We start from the raw sequence: 17584 nt of genomic DNA, 5'->3' as shown, positions 1-17584 counted from the left end.
GCATCGCCGGGCCCCCGGTCCGGCTTGACCCGGGTGCCGCAGTGGGTCACTATTCCACTATTGGACTAGTGAAAGGTCGAATCGCGTGTGATCGAGTACCGCATCGAGCGGCGCAGCGGCGTCTCCACCTACCAGCAGATCGTTCAGCAGACCAAGCAGGCCTTGCGGCTCGGGCTGCTCCAGCCCGGGGACAAGCTACCGACCGCGCGGGAGGTCGTCGAGCTGACCGCGATCAACCCGAACACCGTGCTGAAGGCCTACCGCGAACTGGAACGCGAGGGCCTGGTCGAGCCCCGGCCGGGGCTCGGCACCTTCGTCCGGCGCTCGCTCGCCCGGCCGGAGGCGGCCGCCGACGGGCCGTTGCGCGCGGACCTGGTCGGCTGGGTGGACCGGGCCCGCGAGGTCGGACTGGAGCGTGAGGACATCGCCGCGCTGATGGCCTCCGTTCTGGAGCAGCGATTCGACACCGGGGTCTCCCCGGAAACACCGAGTTAGAGGACAGTGGGGGGACCGGGTGGACGACCCGATGAACACAGCACCGGCACCGGCAGCGGCAGCGGCGGCGGCGGCGCCGGAGGCCCCGGCGGCGCTCGCGGCCGACGCCCTGGGCAAGCGCTACCGGGGCGAGTGGGCGCTGCGTGACTGCACGTTCGCCGTCCCGGCCGGGCGGATCTGCGGGGTGGCCGGCCCCAACGGTGCGGGCAAGAGCACCCTGCTCGGCATCGCCGCCCGTCTGCTCACCCCCACTGAGGGCGAGCTGCGGGTGTTCGGTCAGCCCGCCACCACCGAGGACCTGCGCGCCCGGGTCGCGTACGTGGCCCAGGACAAGCCGCTCTACCCCGGCTTCACGGTGGCCGAGACCCTGCGGCTCGGCCGGGAGCTGAACCCGTCCTGGGACCAGGACCTCGCTCAACGGGTCATAGATCAGGGCGAGTTGAGGATGAGGGTGAAGATCGGTTCGCTCTCCGGCGGCCAGCGCACCCGGGTCGCCCTGGCGCTCGCCCTCGGCAAGCGCCCCGACCTGCTGCTGCTCGACGAGCCGATGTCCGACCTCGACCCGCTGGCCCGGCACCAGCTGATGGGCACCCTGATGGCCGAGGCCGCCGAGCGCGGCACCACCATCGTGGTCTCCTCGCACATCATCCCCGAGCTGGACGGCGTCATCGACTACCTGCTGCTGGTGCAGTCCGGGCGGATCCGGCTCTGCGGCGACGTGGAGGACCTGCTGGACGGACACCAGCTGCTCACCGGCCCGGCCGGCAGCGCGCTCCCCGAGGGCGTCCTGGTCGAACAGCGCTCCACCGGCCGCCGGATCGACGCGCTGGTCCGCACCGGCGATCCGGTGGACGGCCCGTGGGAGAGCGGCCGGCCGAGCCTGGAGGAGCTGCTGCTCGGCTACCTCCGGACCCCGGCCGGCACCGCCCGGGCCGCCACCGGACCGGGCACGCAGGCCCAGACGACCGAGAACGGGATCGCCGCATGAGCACCAACGTCCTGGCCGACCGCGCCACCACCGCGGCGCCACCGCGCGAGCCGCGGACCGCGCCCCGCCCGGGCGGCCTGATCTGGCTGAGCTGGCGCCAGAGCCGCACCGCGCTCTGGGCGATCGCCGCCCTGGTCGTCACCGCGTCGGCCACCCTGCTGTGGCTGCACTTCTCCCTCCAGCCGCTGATGGCGGATCTGCGCCGGGCCGAGTGCTCCGAGATCGTCAGCTGGTCCAACGCCGGCTGCCAGGGCATGGTCGCGCCCATCACCCGCCGCACCTACCTGTACACGATGTGGCTCCAGCCGGCCCTGGCCGCCGTCCCCCTGCTGATCGGCATGTTCCTCGGCGCCCCGATGCTCGCCCAGGAGTACGAGCGCGGAACCGTCCGCCTCGCCTGGACCCAGTCCGTCAGCCCGCTGCGCTGGCTCACCGCGCGGATCGCCCTGCCCGCACTGGCGGTGCTGACCGCCGGTGCGGTGCTCGCCGTCCTGGCGACCTGGGTGTGGCGCGCGGACATCGGCGGCCGCCCGTTCACCTTCGATCCGCCGTTCCAGGGCCTCACCTACCCCGTCCTCGGGGTGGTGCCGGTCGCCTGGTCGCTGTTCGCGCTGGTGCTGGGCCTGCTGGTCGGGCAGCTGCTGCGCCGCACGGTGGCCTCGGTCCTGGCCACCGGCGTGCTGCTGGCGGTCGTCCACGGCCTGCTCCGGTGGAACCGCGCCTCCTTCTACCCGTCGGTCAGGGAGCTGGCCCCGCGCGGCGTTTATTTCGGGCAGCCCAACAACGCGTGGCTGATCGACCGCGGGGTCGTGCTCCAGGACGGCCGGTGGGCCTCGAACGAGTTCTGCTGGGACGGCGATCGGACGAAGGGCTGCGAGGATGCCACGAGCAACTGGATCGAGTACCACCCCGTCGGGCACTTCGTGCCGATCCAGCTCGTCGAGACCGGGATCCTGGTGACGCTCACCGTCGTGGCGCTGACGGTGCTCTTCCTCCGGGTTCGGCGGGACGGCAACTCGCTGCGGGCGACCCGGCGGGCCTGACGTCCGAGGTCGCGGCCCCGGCCGGGCGTCAGTCGCGGCTCCAGCGGAGTTCGACCTCCGGGAAGCGCGGTGACGGGCCGTCGAGGAGGGGCGCGGGGCGGCCGCGGAGGAAGTGGTCGGCGAACGCCCGGGTGTAGGCGCGGGTGAGCGCGGTCGCCCGGGCGGGGGCGATGGTGCCGAGCAGGGCGGCGTAGGTGTCGGCGGGGAGGTGGCCCGGCAGGTTGCCGGGGAGGGCGGCGTGCGGCAGGTCGGTGAAGCTGAGGTGGCCGGCGCCGAAGGTGTGCAACTGCCTCCCCCAGGCGTGCTGGTGGCTGCGCCAGCGCTGCCAGGTCTCGTGGTCGGCGAGGGAGGTGAGCAGGAGGAAGGGCCGGTCCAGGCCGAGGTCAGGAACGGGCGAGCCGAACAGGCCGCCGTCGAGGTTGAGGCCGATCCGGAACCGCTCGTCCTGACGCATCGCCTCGGCGGCAGCCGAGCCGCCCATCGAGTGGCCGAGCGCGCCGATCCGGCCCCCGTCGACGCGGAAACGGTCCTGGCGCTCGGTCAGTTCGGTGGTGACGAAGCGGAGGTCGGCGACCCGGGCGGCGATCTCGCGGCGCTCGGAGGCCTCCCAGTCGGCCGGCTCGTCCTCCAGCACGGTGCGCACCAGCCGGCCGTCCGGGAACTCGACGGCGAGGGCGTCGTAGGTGTGGTCGACCGACGCGACGAGGTAGCCGTGGGCGGCCAGTTCCTCGGCCAGCGCGGTGCAGTTGCTGCGCAAGCCGGTGCGGCCGTGGCCGAGCAGCAGCAGGGGGAGCGGGCCGGGGAGCGCGGGCGCGTCGGTACGGGCGGTGGGGCGGACGGCCGCGATGGTGCCCGGATCCAGCGGCAGGCGCTGATCGATGGCGGCGGCGACCCGGGGCGTGGTGTACGGCGCGCGGGGGCGGCCGGCGGTGGCGCGTGCCGGGTACCAGAGCTGCACCATCAGCTCACGCGGGCCGGCGGCGGGCACGAACGGGTCCGGGCGATCGCGGTCGACCAGGTGCAGGGTGGTCGTGCCGACCGGGCGACCGGTGGTGGGGGCGGGCAGGTCGATGGTGCGCGGCCGGGCGGTCTGAGCGGTATTGGTCTGAGAGGCCTGGGCGGGCCCGGTGGGCAGCAGGGCTGCGGCGCCGCCCAGGCCCGCGAGTGCCAGCAGTGAACGGCGCCTGATCATTCAGCATCCCTCGGTGGTGGGGTGGTTGAGGTGCGGTCAGCCTAAGTGGTCCGGACCGGCCGGGCCAGGGGTGGCGGAGCGGTGGGGGCGGTCAGCGCAGGACGGCGAGGACGGCGCCCCACTGCGAGGTGGTCTGCCCGGTGGCGGCGCAGTGGTCCGGATCCGTCGCGATCCGGTGGGCGGTGGTGAGGCGGTAGGAGGAGAGCCGCAGGGCGGGCAAGTTGGTCCAACTGGTGCCGAACTCGGGGGCGCTGCCGCTGTTGCTGCCGACCGTGCCCACCAGGAGGTCGCCCGGCGCGCAGGCGGCGGCGTTGGCCGCGGTGGAGAAGGTCGTCCCGCCGGCGTCACCGGAGGCGCGGCCGACCGACCGGACGGCGGAGACGCCGCGGAACTCGTCGACGGCGACGTGGTACTTGCTCGCCCGCGGGTGGGCGACGCGGATCGAGTCCTCCGCGGTCAGCGCGGACGCCCCGAAGGCCGCGAGGATCAGCACCCGGTGCCGGAGCGAGTCGGTGACGTCCCCGACGATCCGGAAGCGGTCGCCCCGGCTGTCGGTGACCGTGACCGCGCCGGGACAGGTGCTGGTCAGCATCATCGTGACCACCAGGGCGTCACCCGGGGTGACGGGGGAGAGCACCGGAAGGACGATCTCGGTACTGGAGACGGCCTGCTGGTCGAAGGCGATCCGAGAGGCCCAGGACGGTGCGCCGTCGTCGGCGGCCGTGCGTGCCGCCGCCGGCCGCGGGCCCGGCGCGGGGCGGGCGGCCGCTTCGGCGGGCGCGGACTCGGTGTCCCCGGACGGGCAGCCGTGCGCGGACGGGGGCTGGGCGTTCGGCGCGCGGAAGCCGACCACGCCGAGCGTGCTGCCGACGCCGAGCGCCACGCCGAGGAGCAGGCAGAACGCGTGGGTCCAGATCCGGCGGCGGCTCCGGCCCGGTGCGGCCGGGGGCTCGGCGGCGGAGGCGGCCGTGCGGTCGGCCCTGGCGTCGGCCGGGGTGTCGGCCGTGGTGTTCGCGGCGACCGGCAGCTCCGAGGGCTCGACCGGTGGGATCGGCGAGGCCGGTGGGGCCGCCCCCTCGTCGGCGGCGGCGGTCCACCGGCGGTGCCACTCGGCCTCGTCGCCGCCGCAGGCCCGGACGTAGGCCCTGGTCGTGGTCCAGGACGGGAGGCGCGAGCCGGAGGCCGCCTCGTGGAGCGTGGTGTGGGAGATGGAGCCGGCCGTCTTCGCCATCGTGCGGAACGAGGGCTGGCCCGCCCCCAGGCGCAGCCGGCGCAGGTCGGCGGCGAGGGCCTCCGCCGCGCTCGGGGCCTGTTCGCTCTCCGCGGGTTGTGACTCCTGTTCCGCCATGGCGTCCCCCTGTTGTCAGATGTCAGATCCAACGGCGACCGGTGTGTGCTTGTCGCGTACGGATCATAGTGACGCGTGGCTGCGGCGTTACGTGATCGACGGACTCCGGTTGGCAGGACGGGGTGTTCGGGGCGGGCGTCGGCCGGTGTCAGGTGTTGTCAGTTTCCGTCAGGCGGTACCGAACACCGTGGGAAGTCGGGTCAGCTGTCCCAGTCGCCGCGGCCAACGGGGCGGCGCAACGGTCCGACCGAACAGGGGAATCGACATGGCCAAGGGCATCCTCAAGAAGATCGGCCGCCGTGGCGCGACCGCGGCGGCCGTGGTGGCGCTGGCCGCCGGCGCGGTGGGCGTCTCGGAGGGCAGCGCGTTCGCCGACGGCTGGTACGCGCTCCGCTACCACGCGAGCGGCCACGGTGTGGGCGTCTACGCGCAGCAGTACTCCTGGACGGCCAAGGTCGCCGGCGACCTGGGGTCGTACACGTGGTCGTCCGACGAGATCTACATCGAGTGCTGGATCAGGGGCGAGGACATCAACAGCCAGGGCAACGTCTGGTACCAGGTGGGCGGGACGAACGGCAACTTCTTCGGACCGGCCTACGTCTACGGCGCGTACGCCGACGGCAACTGGTACTTCCACAACGGCCTGCGGGCGTGCTGACGACCGGCTGAACCCGTCCGCCCCGCCCGCGCCCCGGGCGGGGCGGCGTGCCGTCAGCCGGACACCTGCCGGGCCGCCGCCTGTTTGATGGCCTCGCGGATGCGCGGGTAGCTGCCGCAGCGGCAGATGTTCTGGATCTGGTCGATGTCCGCGTCGGTCGGGTTCGGGGTGCGGCGCAGCAGGGCGACGGCGGTCATGATCTGGCCCGGCTGGCAGAAGCCGCACTGGGCGACGTCGCAGCCGAGCCAGGCCTCCTGGACGGGGTGCAGGGTGTCGCCGTCGGCCAGGCCCTCGATGGTGGTGACGCGGTGGCCCTCGCAGTCCTTGACGGAGCGGGTGCAGGGCTGGAACTCCTCGCCGTCCAGGTGGCTGGTGCAGGCGCGACAGACGCCCACCCCGCAGCCGTACTTGGGGCCGGTGACGCCGAGCTTGTCGCGCAGCACCCAGAGCAGCGGCATGTCGTCCGGGGCCTCGACGGTGACGGGGTGCCCGTTGAGGGCGAAGGTGTGGGTGGGCATGGGGTGGTGGAGTTCCTTGGCTGGGGGAGTCAGAAGTTGATCGGGAAGGAGCGCGGGCTGGTGCCGGTCGCGCGCGCGTAGGCGTTGGCGACCGCGGCGGAGGCCGCCGGGACGCCCAGCTCGCCGGCGCCGCCGGGCGCTCCGCTCGGCGGCATGAGGTGGATCTCGACGGCCGGCGGGGTGTGCCGCTGCCGGGCGTACCGGAAGTCGGAGTAACTGCCCTCGCGCACGGCCCCGTTGTCGATGTGGTTGCCGGCTTGCAGGATGACCGAGATGCCGTCGATCAGGGCTCCGGTCAGCTGGGCTTCCAGGCCCCGGGGGTTGATGACCCGGCCGACGTCGGCGGCGATCACGGCCTTGGTGACCCGGGGGTCGGCCGGGTCGGTGGCGTCGAGCTCGACGAGGTAGGCGGCGCACCCGCTGTTCTCGTCGTGGTAGCCGATGCCCTGGGCGTGGCCGGGGGGCATCGGGCGGCCCCAGCCGCCGGCCTTGGCGACGGTGTCGAGGACGGCCCGGCCGACGGCGCTGCGCAGCCGGGCGCGGCGGAACGCGACGGCGTCCTGGCCCATCCGGCGGGCGAGTTCGTCCATCATGATCTCGTCGGCGACCCGGACGGTGCCGGAGTAGACCGACCGCCAGCTGCCGGTGGGAACGTCCAGCGGCACTTCGGCGAGCAGCTGGGTGGGGATGCCGACGTTGTACGGGTTCTTCTCGCTGAGCAGGAAGAAGGCCTGGGCGAGGCTGAGCCCGGCGAGCGAGAGGTTGAAGCCGGCGGCGGTGAGCATCTCGCCGAGGCCGTGCCGGAAGTCGGTCTTGACGGTGGCGACGCGGTGCTCGTAGCTGAGCACCTGGCCGAGCGCGTAGGTGGCCCGGATCCGGTGGTGGCTGGCCGGGCGCATCCGGCCGTGGCGCATGTCGTCGTTGCGCGTCCACATGAGTTTGACCGGTCGGCCCGCGGCCTTGGAGATCTGGGCGGCCTCCAGGGCGGCGTCGAAGAACAGCCGCCGGCCGAACGAGCCGCCGCCGCGCACCACGTGGACGGTCACGGCGTCCTGCGGGAGGCCGAGTTCGGCGGCGATGGCCTGCTGGGCGACGATCGGCGTCTGCGCGGCGAACCACAGCTCGGCCCGGTTCGGCCGTACGTCGGCGATGGCGGTCAGCACCTCCATCGGCGCGTGGTTGACGAAGGCGAAGTCGAATTCGCCGTCCAGGTACTGGGTGAGCAGCGGGGGGATGAGGAACGGCGCGTGGGCGGCGCGCAGTTGGGCGCGGATGTCGGGGGTGGAGAGGTTGGCGACCGGGCCCGGGTTCCAGGAGGTGCGCAGCGCGTCGCGGGCCTTGAGCGCCTGGTCGAAGGTCTCGGCGAGGACGGCGACGCCGCTGGGGATCCGGACCACGCCGAGCACGCCGGGCATGGTGCGGGCGGCCGAGGCGTCCAGGGTCCTGAGCGTGCCGTTGATGGTGGTCGGGCGGGCGACGACGGTGGGGACGGCGCCCGGGATCGCGAGGTCCCCGGCGTACTTGGCGCGGCCGGTGACGATGTCGCGGGCGTCGATCCGGCCGGTGGGCCGGCCGACCAGGCGCAACCGGTCGGCGGTCTTGGGGGAGCTGGACACGGCGGGGAGGGCGACGGCGGCGGCCTCGGTGGCGAGGTCGCCGTAGCCGGCGCGGCGGCCGTCGGGGGCGAGGACGGCGGAGTCGGCGGTGCGCAGGGTGTCTGCCGGAACGTTCCAGCGCCGCGCTGCGGCGGTCACCAGCCGGGCGCGGGCGGCGGCGGCCGCGGCGCGCACCGGGTCGTACAGCGAGCGCACCGAGTTGGAGGCGCCGGTCAGCTGGTTGAAGAGCAGTTCGGGGCGGCCGTCGGAGAGCGGCACGTCCACGTCGCCGATCCGGGCGTCGAGTTCCTCGGCGACGAGCATCGCGATGGCCGTGGTGAGACCCTGGCCGACCTCCAGCCGGGGCAGGTGCAGCAGGGCGCGCCCGGCGGCGGTGAGTTCCAGGACGAGCAGGTGCGAGGTCGGCAGGCCGGCGACGATCAGCGCGTCGCCGAGGTCGAGGATGTCCGGGATGCCGGGCAGGCCGATCAACTGCGAGGGGGCGGCGGCGTCCTGGGCGGCCGCGGCGGCGCGGACGGCGGCCCGCGCGGTGGCGGGCGCGGCGGCGTCGAGGCCGAGCCGGGCGCCGACGGTGAGGGTCGGGGCGGCCAGCAGGTAGGTGAGGAAACGGCGGCGGCGGGTGCCGGCGCCGTCCCGTGCGTCGCCCGGGTGGCCGGTGTCGTCCGAGCGGGCGATGGAGGTGCTGATGGGAAGAGCCCTTCGAGCCGATGACGGCGGCGGATCGGGCGGGCACGGCGGCGTCGGGCCCGGTGCCGGATCGCGAATGCCGTTGAGCATAGGAGGGCGTTACTGACCGGTCAATACGGCAAAACTTGGCCCTTCGGCGGGGTCGGTGACGCCCGAAGGCCGCTGGGCGAGGCGGATTCGGAGCGGGTACGGAGGGCGCGGCGGCGGTACGGCCGGGGCCGGTTCCGGGCCCGCGGGAGGAGCGATTCGCCGCCGTCGTACGGGGGTTCAGCGCTCGCCCGCCGGTGCGGTGGGGCCCGGAAGTGGACCAAGGAGTTCCGCGATCACTGGACCTTACCGCCGGTCCGCCTCCTGCCTAGGCTGGGCCGCGAACCGTTGCGAACACCCGGCCCGCGCGCCGCCCCCAGCCAGGAGACCCGTGTCGACCAGCAGCGCCCCGGCGCCCGCCCTCATCCCGCCCCCGGGGCCCCAACGGACCCTCGCCGCAGCCCAGTTGGCCAGCTCCGTCGGCGACGGCGCCTACTACACCTGCTCCGCGCTCTACTTCACCCACGTCGTCGGCATGTCGGCGACCGCCCTCGGTGCCGGCCTCGCCGTGGCCTGGGCGCTCGGCGCGCTGGCGGGCGTCCCGCTCGGCGCCCTCGCCGACCGCCGCGGCCCGCGCCGGACGGCCGTGGCGCTCGCCCTGGCCACGGCGGTGGTGGTCGCCGCCTTCCTGGTGGTCCGCTCCTACGGGCCGTTCCTGGTCGCGGTCTGCCTCTACGCCACGACGCAGTCCGGGCTCACCGCCGCCCGGCAGGCGCTGGTCGCCACCCTGGTGCCGCCCGCCCAGCGCACCGGGCTGCTCGCCCACCTCCAGTCGACCCTCAACGGGGGGCTGGCCGTCGGCGCCGCCATCGGCGGCATCGCGCTCACCGTCGGCACCCGGGCCGCGTTCCTCGGCGCCTTCGTGGTGACGGCGCTCGGCTTCCTGGCCGGTGCGCTGATCCTGCTGCGGCTGCCCGAAGCCCCGCCCGCCCCGGCCCGGTCGGGCGCCGGGCCCCGGCTGGCCGTCCTGCGCGACCGCCGGTACGCCGCCGTCGCGCTGGTCAACACCGTGCTGCTGCTGCGGATGCCGCTGCTCAGCCTGGTCATCCCGCTCTGGATCGCCGACCGGGCGCCCGGGATCGGCTGGCTCGGTTCGGCCCTGTTCGTCCTCAACACCCTGGCCGTGCTGGCCTTCCAGGTCCGGGCGGCGCGCGGCGTCACCGGCCTGGGCCCGGCCGCACGGGCCGTCCGCTCGGCCGGGCTGGTGCTGCTCGCCTCCTGCGCGGTGTTCGGCCTGTCGGCCCTGGACGTCCCGGTGTGGGCGGTCGCCGCGCTGCTGGTGGTGGCCTCCGTCCTCCAGGTGATCGGCGAGATGCGGCAGTCGGCGGGCTCCTGGCAGATCAGCTTCGACCTCGCCCCGCCCGAGCGGATCGGCCAGTACCAGGGCTTCTTCGGCACCGGCGTGGCCGTCGCCCGCACCCTCGGGCCGCTGCTGCTGACCACCCTGCTGCTGGACGGCGGGCTCGCGGGCTGGCTCGTCCTGGGCGGCCTCTTCCTGGCGGCCGGGTACGCGATGGGGCCGGTCGTCCGCTGGGCCGAGCGGGACCGCGACCGGGGCCGCCCGGCGCCGGTCACCTCCGCTGTCGCAGTCCCGTAGCGGCCCCCCCGCACCGGCCTTCTCCGCCGGCCCGGTGCCCTTCGCACCGGCTTTCCCGTCGACCCGGCGCCCTCCTCGACGCCCCTCCTCGACGCCCCTGCGCGCCGCCCCGAACCGGCTGCTCAGCCCCGGTCGGGGCCCGCGCCGGCCGCCGCCGCCGCGAGCCCGCCCGAGAATGCTCCGACGGCTGACCGGAAACCGGTGGCCCGGGCCGCCGCCCGCTGGCATGCTGGCCGCGTGGACCGACCCCAGATCTGGCTCGACTTCGCCCCCGAGCTGCACCTCTTCGTCTCCGGGCCCCGGCGGGCCGGCCGCTCGGCGCTGCGCACCGACGGCACCTCGACGCTCGGCCATGTCGTCGAGTCCCTGGGCGTCCCGCTCACCGAGGTCGGCACCCTGCTGGTGGACGGCCGGCCGGTGCCCGGGTCGCACGTGCCGGTCGACGAGGAACACGTCACCGTCCGGGCCGTGGACCGGCCGCAGCCCTCGCCCGCCCCGCCGCGCTTCCTGCTGGACGTCCACCTCGGCACCCTCACCCGCCGACTGCGCCTGCTCGGCGTCGACGCCGCCTACGAGAACCCGGACATCGGCGACGCCGCGCTCGCCGCCCGCTCCGCCGCCGAGCAGCGCGTCCTGCTCTCGCGCGACCGGGGCCTGCTGCGCCGCCGCGAACTGTGGGCCGGCGCCTACGTCTACAGCCACCGCCCCAACGAGCAGCTGCGCGACGTGCTCTCCCGCTTCGCGCCCCCGCTCGATCCGTGGAGCCGCTGCACCACCTGCAACGGCACGCTGCGCGAGGCCGACAAGACCTCGGTGCGCGAGCAGCTGCGGGACGGCACCGAGCGCTCCTACGACGTCTTCGCCCAGTGCGTCGACTGCGGCCAGGCCTACTGGCGCGGCGCCCACCACGCCCGGCTGGACGCGATCGTCACCGACGCCCTCCGCGAGTTCGGCACGTCCGCCGGCGGCTGAGACCGGCGCGGGGCCACCGTCGGACCGGCGCGGGACCGGCGCGTCGAACTACGGGACATCTCAGGGTGGCGGCCGGGCGCCGAGGCGTGTTCTCATCGGCGGTGGGGGGCGGGACCAAGGTACTCCGTGACGTGAGAGAGGCCGGGTCGGATGAGCAGTCAGCCAGTGCAGCAACCGTTCCAGACAGCGGACGTCGGTGACGTCCAGGTGGTGACCGCACCGGACGGGGCCGCGGTGTTCCCGCTGCTGGTCCTGGACGGACAGGGGAGCCTCGCGGTGTTCGAGCTCGCCCCCGGGCAGGTGTCGCACGCGGTGTCGCACGCCACCGTGCAGGAGCTGTGGCAGGTCGTCGAGGGCGCCGGGGAGCTGTGGCGCCGCCAGGGCGGGCGGGAGGAGACCGTCCGGCTCGTGCCCGGGACGGCGGCCTCGATCCCGCTCGGTACGGCGTTCCAGTTCCGGGCCGACGAGGACGCCGACCGGCCGCTGCGGATCGCCGCCGTCACCATGCCGCCCTGGCCCGGCACCGACACCGAGGCCAGGCCCGAGGACGGCCCCTGGAAGGCGACCTCCCGGTGAGCCGGGCAGGGGGGATCCCGCGCCGCCCGCTGGCGGCGCTGGTCGCGGCCGCGGCCGTGCTCGGACTCGCCGTGGCGCCCGCCGCGGCCGCCCCGGCCGCCGAGCCGCACCTCCAGTCGCGCTACGTGACGATGCCCGACGGCGTCCGCCTCGCCGTCGACGTCTGGCTGCCCGAGGGCACCAGGGACGGTGCGAACCTGCCCACCGTCCTGGTCACCCAGCGCTACTGGCGGGCCCGGGTCTACCCCGGCGCACCCGGCAACGGCGGCCGCAGCAGCGACGCCGACGGCTGGAACGCCCATGGCTACGCCTACGTGGTCGCCGACCTGCGCGGCACCGGCGCCTCCTTCGGCACCCTGAGCTCCGAACTCGGCGCCGACACCGTCGCCGACAGCGGCCCGCTCAGCGACTGGATCGCCGCCCAGCCCTGGTCCAACGGCCGGGTCGGCACCACCGGCGTCTCCTACGGCGGCGACACCGCGATGCTCGCCACCGCCCTCGGCAACCACCACATCACCGCCGCAGCCCCGATCTCCTACGACTTCGACCCGTACGAGGACCTGGTACGCCCCGGCGGCCTGCTCATCGAGCCCCGGATCGCCCCGTACGCGCTGCTGCTGCGCATCCTCGACCAGGCCGGCGGCACCACCTGCGACACCGACGAGCAGACCCGGCAGGCCTGCGCGGCCACCGGCCTGACCGGCGCCGTGCCCCGGCCGGTCGACGGCCCGGACGGACCGGCCCTGCTCGCCGCCGCGCGCGCCGAGCACACGGGCAACGCCAACCTGGTCGACATGGCCGAGGCCGGCGTGTACCGCGACTACCAGGACGGCCCGAAGAGCTGGACGGTCGGCAGCGTCGGCGAGAAGGCCGACGCCGTCGAGGCCGGCGGCGTCCCCGTGCTCACCGACGCCGGCTGGCTCGACGCGGGCACCGCCAACGGCGTGCTCTCCCAGTTCACCGGCCTCTCCAACACCCAGGACGCCTGGATCGGCCCGTGGAGCCACGGCCAGGGCTACCTCGCCGACCCCTTCCAGCCCGCCCGCCACCTCACCGACCAGGAACGCGCCCAGATCGCCCAGCGGACGTTCGACTTCTTCGACCGCTACGTACGGGCCGACGGCCGCCCCGACGGCACCCGGCACCTGCACTACTACACCTTCAACGAGGGCGTCTGGCGCACCACCACCCGCTGGCCGCTGCCCGGCACCCGCCCGCAGCGGCTCTACCTCGGCGAGGACACCACGCTCAGCCGCCGACGGCCCGATCCGGACGACCGCCCCGGCGCCGACCTGCTGCGCCTCGACCCCACCGCCGGCACCGGCCCGCTGGACCGCTGGAACACCAACCTCACCGGCAACCAGGTCAGTTACCCCGACCGGGCCGCCGTGGACGCCAAGCTCCTCAGCTACACCACCCCGCCGCTGACCGGCGACACCCGGGTGACCGGCAACGGCCGCGTCACGCTCGACGTCACCGGCCTCGACGGCACCGCCCAGGGCGCCCTGCACGTCTACCTGGAGGACGTCGCCCCCGACGGCCGGGTCACCTACCTGACCGAGGGCCAACTCGCCCTCGCCGACCGGGCCGTGGCCGACCGGGACGACAACCCCGACTGGCGCCGGCTGCGCACGCCCCGCAGCTACGCGGCCACCGACGCGGCGCCCTTCCCGCAGGGCCGGGCCCGTCGGGTCACCATCGACCTGCAACCCGTCGCGGTGCTCTTCCGGGCCGGCGAGCGGATCCGGCTCACGGTCGCCGCCGCCAACCCGGACTCCTTCCAACTGCTCCCGGCCGACGGCCGGGCGAGCTACCGGATCGGGCACGGCGGAGCCGACCCGTCCTTCCTGGAGCTGCCGGTGGTGCGCGGCACCCCGTAGCGCCGCCGAACGCGCCCGGGCCCGGGAGGCCGATGCCGCCTCCCGGGCCCGGGCCGCTCAGTCCCTGACCCCGGACAGCGCGAGCGGCAGGTGCCGGGGCCCGCGCAGGACGGGGCTGCGCCGGTACTCGGGCGGGTCCTGGAGCAGCCGGGGGCCGTCCAGGCGGTGGATGAGCGCGGTGAGCGCGAGCTGCGCCTCGACTCTGGCGAGCGGTGCGCCGAAGCAGCTGTGCACGCCGCTGCCGAATCCGAGGTGCTGGTTGTCCGGGCGGGTCGGGTCGAAGCGGTCGGGCTCCTGGAACCGCAGAGGGTCCCGGTTGGCGGCGGCGAGCACCAGGATCAGCGGCGCGCCCTTGGGGATGGTGACCCCGGCGACCTCGATGTCGGTGAGCGCGGTGCGCTGCGGCAACAGCTGGACCGGGGGTTCGTAGCGCAGCAGCTCCTCCACCGCGCGCGGCATCAACTCCGGCTTTTCGCGCAGCAGTTCCAGGCTTTCCGGCTGGCGCAGCAGGGTGAGCACGCCGTTGGTGATCAGGTTGACGGTCGTCTCGTGCCCGGCGATGAGCAGCAGGACCGCGGTGGCCATCAGCTCCGTCTGGGTGAAGCCGCCCGACGGGCCGGGGTCGTTGACGAAGGCGGAGAGCATGTCGTCGGACGGCTTGCCCCGGCGGCTCTCGGCGAGTTCGCCGAGGTACAGCCCCATCTCCATCCGGGCCTGCGTGGCCGCGCGCTGGCGCTCGGCCGGATCGCTGTCGGGAGTGGGGTCGAAGCCCGCGATCAGCGTCTCGGACCAGGCGTGGAACCGCGGCTCGTCCTCGCGCGGCACGCCGAGCAGCCGGCAGATGACGGTGACCGGCAGCGGGTAGGCGAAGTCCTCGACCAGGTCGATCCGGTCGCGGCCCCGGAGCCCGTCGACCAGTTCCCCGGTGATCCGCGCGATCTCGTCGTGCATGGCGTCGACCCGGTCGGGCGCGTGGGGCGGGCCGAAGGGCCGCATGGCGATGTTGCGCAGCCGTTCGTGCTCGGGGTCGTCCCGGCCGATGAAGGCGACCGGGACGCTGCCCTGCATCTCGTCCGGGACGGTGCGGTTGCGGCGGTCCGAGCTGATCCTCGGGTCGTGCAGCAGCGCGGCGACCTCGTGGTAGGTGCCGACCAGGTAGCTGCCGTCGTCCTGGCGGGCCACGCCGTGGTCGCGGAGCTCGGCGTACAGGGGGTAGGGGTCGGCGCGGTTGGCGTAGTCGGTGATCCGGCGGAACAGGGTGTCGGCGGCGGCCATGCGCGGTGGCTCCTCGGAGGTGGCGGAGGTGGTGGTCCTCGACGGGCGGCGGGGCCCGGTGGGCGTGCGCCCGTCGAGCGGTGGCGGGTGGGCTCAGCCGCCCCAGCGCCGCAGGGTCAGCCGCCGGTCGGGCAGGTGGCCGGTGAGGGCGACGGTCGGGCCGTGCGAGAGCACCTTCGGGTCGGGCACGTCGGAGGGGACCGGGATGCGGGAGGCGGGCGGCTCCACGCCGTCCCAGTCGGGCGGGAACGGCGCGGCGGCCTCGATCAGCCGCTGGTAGTGCTCCAGCCACTTGGCCCGGTTCACGCTGACGGCGGCCGTGATCCGGCCCCGGTACCCGTAGACCGCGACGAGCCGGCGCTCCTCGACCGAGCCCTGGGCGAGGACCACGTGGTCGGAGAAGGTGGGCACGCCGACGGACTTGATGTTGAGCCCGAACTGGCTGGACCAGAAGGAGGGGACGCTCAGGTGCGGCCGCCGTTGCGGCCCCGGGCTGACCATGTTGTGCGCCGCCACCTCGGCCTGCGCGACCGCGTTGCCCCAGTGTTCGAGGGAGAGCAGCTGGTACTCGAAGAGGGGGTGCGGGAAGCGGGCGACGTCGCCCGCGACGAAGACGTCGTCGGTGACGATCCCGTACATGTTGAAGGCGCGGCAGCCCGCGTCGCAGGCCACCCCGCGCGGACCGGCGGCGAGCCCCGACTCGGCCAGCCATTCGGTGTTGCGGACGGCGCCCAGGGCGACCACGGCGACGTCCGCCTCGATCCGGGTGCCGTCGGAGAGCTCGGCGCCGGTGAGCCGGCCCGCTCGGCCGGTCAGCGCGGAGACGGTCACCCCGCAGCGCAGGTCGACGCCGTGGGCGAGCTGGACCTTGGCCGCGAGGGCGCCGAAGGCCCCGCCGAGGGCCCCGACCAGCGGGGCGGGGCCGCGCTCGGCGACGGTCACCGCCAGGCCGCGCTCCCGGCAGGCGGAGGCGATCTCGGAGCCGGTGAACCCGGCGCCGATCACCAGCACCCGCTTCGGGCCGGCGTCCAGCCGCTCGGCCAGGCCGGCCGCGTCCTCGGCGGTGCGCAGGGTGAACACCCCGTCGAGTGCGGCCTGCTCGGCCTTCGGCCAGGGCCTGGCCCGGGTGCCGGTGGCGATCAGCAGCCGGTCGTAGGGCAGCTGCTCGCCGTTCGCGAGCAGGACCTGCCTGCCGGCCCCGTCCACACCGGTGGCGCGGACGCCGAGCTTCCACTGCGCGTCCACTTCGCGGCGCCGGGGCAGCGCGGTCTCCTCGGCGCGCACCCGCCCGAGCAGCACCTGTTTGGACAGGGGCGGCCGGTCGTACGGGGGAAGGCGTTCCTCGCCGACCACGGTCAGCTGCCCGGCGAAGCCCTCGTCCCGTAGCGTCTCGGCGGCGCGCAGGCCGGCCAGCGAGGCGCCGACGATGACGATCCGGCCGTTCTTGAGGTCATCGGACATCGGACCGGCCCTCCTCCTCGACCAGGATGGCCTGCACCGGGCAGGCCGCGACGGCCCGTCGGACGCGGTCACGCTGGTCCTCGGCGGCCTGCGGGGTGTAGAGCAGGGCCTCCTCCCCGTGCAGCTCGAACACTCGGGGAGCGAGGAACGCGCATTGCGCGTAGCCCTGGCAGCGGTTGAGGTCGACGACGATCTTCACGGTCTCTCCTCCCGGGCACGTCTGTGTCCGTCCTACCGCCGCCGGAGCGGCCGCGCGCCCGGTACTGCTCCGTGGGAGCGGTCGCGGAGAGTGGCCGCCGGGGAACGCCGGGGGCCAGGAGAGCAGTTCGCCCGGCCGGACACGGCCTAGTTCGGCGACTCCAGCCCGAGGGCCCAGCGGTGGGTGGTGTAGCCGCCCATCCGGGTCGGGTGGCGCTCCACGAGCGTCACGGTCAGGCCGTCGGCCGTGCGGCGCAGCGTGCCGGTGAACCGGCGCAGGTCGTCGCCGGACAGTGGGAGCAACTCGGCGAGCACGGTGGCGCCGAGGTCGCGCCCGACGGCGCGCAGCACCCCCGCGTCCAGCACCAGGACGGTGCCGTCGGCCAGCACCACCGGCGCGGGGGCCTGCGGGTCGGCGAGCAGCGGGCCGTTCTCGATCCCCCCGCCGGGCAGCAGCCGCACCACCCGGCTCCCGGTCGGCCGGCGGCGGTCGGTCTCGACGACGCGCAGGCCGCCGCCGACCACGTAGTGGCCGTAGCTGCGCCAGGAGTCGACCAGGGTGGCGTCCCGGTCGTAGGCCCAGGTGTCGAAGGCGCCGTAGCCCTCCAGGCCGAGCACGAAGCGGCCGCCGCCCAGGGCCGTGCCGCGCTCGCCGCGCAGTTCGGAGACCAGGGCGCCGTCGTCGAGGTCCAGCAGCAGGGCCGGGCCGAGGTGGCCCCAGGCGGTGTACTCGAAGGAGTCGGTGGTGACCAGCGCCCGGCCGCCGGAGAGGTGGGCTGCGTTCGGGCGCCCCGCGCAGGGGCGGCGCCAGCGGACCAGGCCCTCGGTGTCGACACAGCTGATCTCGCCGTCCCGGCCGTACAGCGCCAGGCCGCCGTGGCGGGCCAGCGGCCCCTGCGGGCGCCCCTGTGGCCGCCCGCCGCTGCGGCGGTGGTGGTCCTGGACGGTGACACGCCAACTCCCCATGATCCGGATGCTAACGGACCCCAGCGG

16 protein-coding genes are annotated in these 17584 nt (G+C 75.0%); 8 read left to right on the top strand and 8 right to left on the bottom strand.

The features are described from left to right. Window positions 1-87: 87 nt before the first annotated feature. The 3 genes from AB0P03_RS23365 to AB0P03_RS23355 are packed head-to-tail and all read left to right on the top strand — an operon-like array spanning window position 88 to window position 2526. Window positions 88-495, top strand: coding sequence for a GntR family transcriptional regulator (locus AB0P03_RS23365; RefSeq protein WP_063350485.1), 408 nt, complete (start codon window positions 88-90; stop codon window positions 493-495). Between the two features lie 31 nt (window positions 496-526). Then, on the top strand, window positions 527-1483 hold the full coding sequence (locus tag AB0P03_RS23360; RefSeq protein ID WP_363588475.1) for an ABC transporter ATP-binding protein: 957 nt from the start codon (window positions 527-529) through the stop codon (window positions 1481-1483). After that, on the top strand, window positions 1480-2526 hold the full coding sequence (locus tag AB0P03_RS23355; RefSeq protein ID WP_363588473.1) for a hypothetical protein: 1047 nt from the start codon (window positions 1480-1482) through the stop codon (window positions 2524-2526). Before AB0P03_RS23360 ends, AB0P03_RS23355 begins: the two co-directional genes overlap by 4 nt. Window positions 2527-2554: 28 nt before the next feature. Here AB0P03_RS23355 and AB0P03_RS23350 read toward each other — a convergent pair whose 3' ends face one another. Next, the gene (locus AB0P03_RS23350) at window positions 2555-3718 is read right to left on the bottom strand and encodes an alpha/beta hydrolase (RefSeq protein WP_363588471.1); all 1164 of its coding nucleotides are present in this window, start codon (window positions 3716-3718) and stop codon (window positions 2555-2557) included. Between the two features lie 91 nt (window positions 3719-3809). Then, window positions 3810-5066: a hypothetical protein gene (locus tag AB0P03_RS23345; protein WP_363588469.1), complete on the bottom strand. Its 1257-nt coding sequence runs from the start codon at window positions 5064-5066 to the stop codon at window positions 3810-3812. Window positions 5067-5331: 265 nt separating this feature from the next. On the opposite strand from AB0P03_RS23345, the gene AB0P03_RS23340 reads away from it, so the two are divergent. Further along, window positions 5332-5724, top strand: coding sequence for a hypothetical protein (locus AB0P03_RS23340; protein WP_363588467.1), 393 nt, complete (start codon window positions 5332-5334; stop codon window positions 5722-5724). 53 nt (window positions 5725-5777) lie between these two features. Here the strand turns inward: AB0P03_RS23340 and AB0P03_RS23335 are convergent, their stop codons facing one another. After that, window positions 5778-6242, bottom strand: a complete 465-nt coding sequence (locus AB0P03_RS23335; protein WP_363588465.1) for a (2Fe-2S)-binding protein — start codon at window positions 6240-6242, stop codon at window positions 5778-5780. A gap of 29 nt (window positions 6243-6271) precedes the next feature. Continuing rightward, the gene (locus AB0P03_RS23330) at window positions 6272-8635 is read right to left on the bottom strand and encodes a molybdopterin cofactor-binding domain-containing protein (protein ID WP_363630583.1); all 2364 of its coding nucleotides are present in this window, start codon (window positions 8633-8635) and stop codon (window positions 6272-6274) included. Window positions 8636-8963: 328 nt separating this feature from the next. Here AB0P03_RS23330 and AB0P03_RS23325 point away from each other — a divergent pair, with 328 nt between their 5' ends. The 4 genes from AB0P03_RS23325 (at window position 8964) to AB0P03_RS23310 (ending at window position 13657) form a co-directional block, all read left to right on the top strand. Next, a complete protein-coding gene (locus AB0P03_RS23325) occupies window positions 8964-10229 on the top strand; it encodes an MFS transporter (protein WP_363617533.1) in 1266 nt (421 codons plus the stop codon). A gap of 237 nt (window positions 10230-10466) precedes the next feature. Further along, on the top strand, window positions 10467-11201 hold the full coding sequence (locus AB0P03_RS23320; RefSeq protein WP_363588460.1) for a Mut7-C RNAse domain-containing protein: 735 nt from the start codon (window positions 10467-10469) through the stop codon (window positions 11199-11201). Window positions 11202-11351: 150 nt separating this feature from the next. Then, entirely contained in the window at window positions 11352-11777 is a 426-nt protein-coding gene (locus AB0P03_RS23315) for a cupin domain-containing protein (protein ID WP_363588458.1), read from the top strand. Beyond that, window positions 11774-13657 carry a CocE/NonD family hydrolase gene (locus tag AB0P03_RS23310; protein WP_363630581.1) on the top strand — a complete coding sequence of 628 codons (1884 nt, stop codon included), beginning with the start codon at window positions 11774-11776 and terminating at the stop codon, window positions 13655-13657. Before AB0P03_RS23315 ends, AB0P03_RS23310 begins: the two co-directional genes overlap by 4 nt. Window positions 13658-13714: 57 nt before the next feature. Here the strand turns inward: AB0P03_RS23310 and AB0P03_RS23305 are convergent, their stop codons facing one another. From AB0P03_RS23305 to AB0P03_RS23290, 4 genes are all read right to left on the bottom strand, one after another. Then, window positions 13715-14932, bottom strand: a complete 1218-nt coding sequence (locus AB0P03_RS23305; protein ID WP_363630580.1) for a cytochrome P450 — start codon at window positions 14930-14932, stop codon at window positions 13715-13717. Window positions 14933-15025: 93 nt separating this feature from the next. Further along, the gene (locus AB0P03_RS23300; protein WP_363617523.1) at window positions 15026-16393 is read right to left on the bottom strand and encodes an FAD-dependent oxidoreductase; all 1368 of its coding nucleotides are present in this window, start codon (window positions 16391-16393) and stop codon (window positions 15026-15028) included. Continuing rightward, entirely contained in the window at window positions 16383-16592 is a 210-nt protein-coding gene (locus AB0P03_RS23295) for a ferredoxin (RefSeq protein WP_363630578.1), read from the bottom strand. The genes AB0P03_RS23300 and AB0P03_RS23295 overlap by 11 nt, the downstream gene beginning before the upstream one ends. Window positions 16593-16738: 146 nt before the next feature. Further along, window positions 16739-17557 (bottom strand): hypothetical protein, encoded by an 819-nt coding sequence (locus tag AB0P03_RS23290; protein WP_363630576.1) that lies wholly within the window; start codon window positions 17555-17557, stop codon window positions 16739-16741. Between the last annotated feature and the right edge of the window lie 27 nt (window positions 17558-17584).

Origin of the sequence: Kitasatospora sp. NPDC088779 (assembly GCF_040685395.1) — a bacterium.
In the GTDB taxonomy this organism is placed as follows: Bacteria; Actinomycetota; Actinomycetes; order Streptomycetales; family Streptomycetaceae; genus Kitasatospora.
The sequence above is the reverse complement of the archived record's forward strand: the minus strand, read 5'-3'. Positions and strand labels throughout refer to the sequence as shown.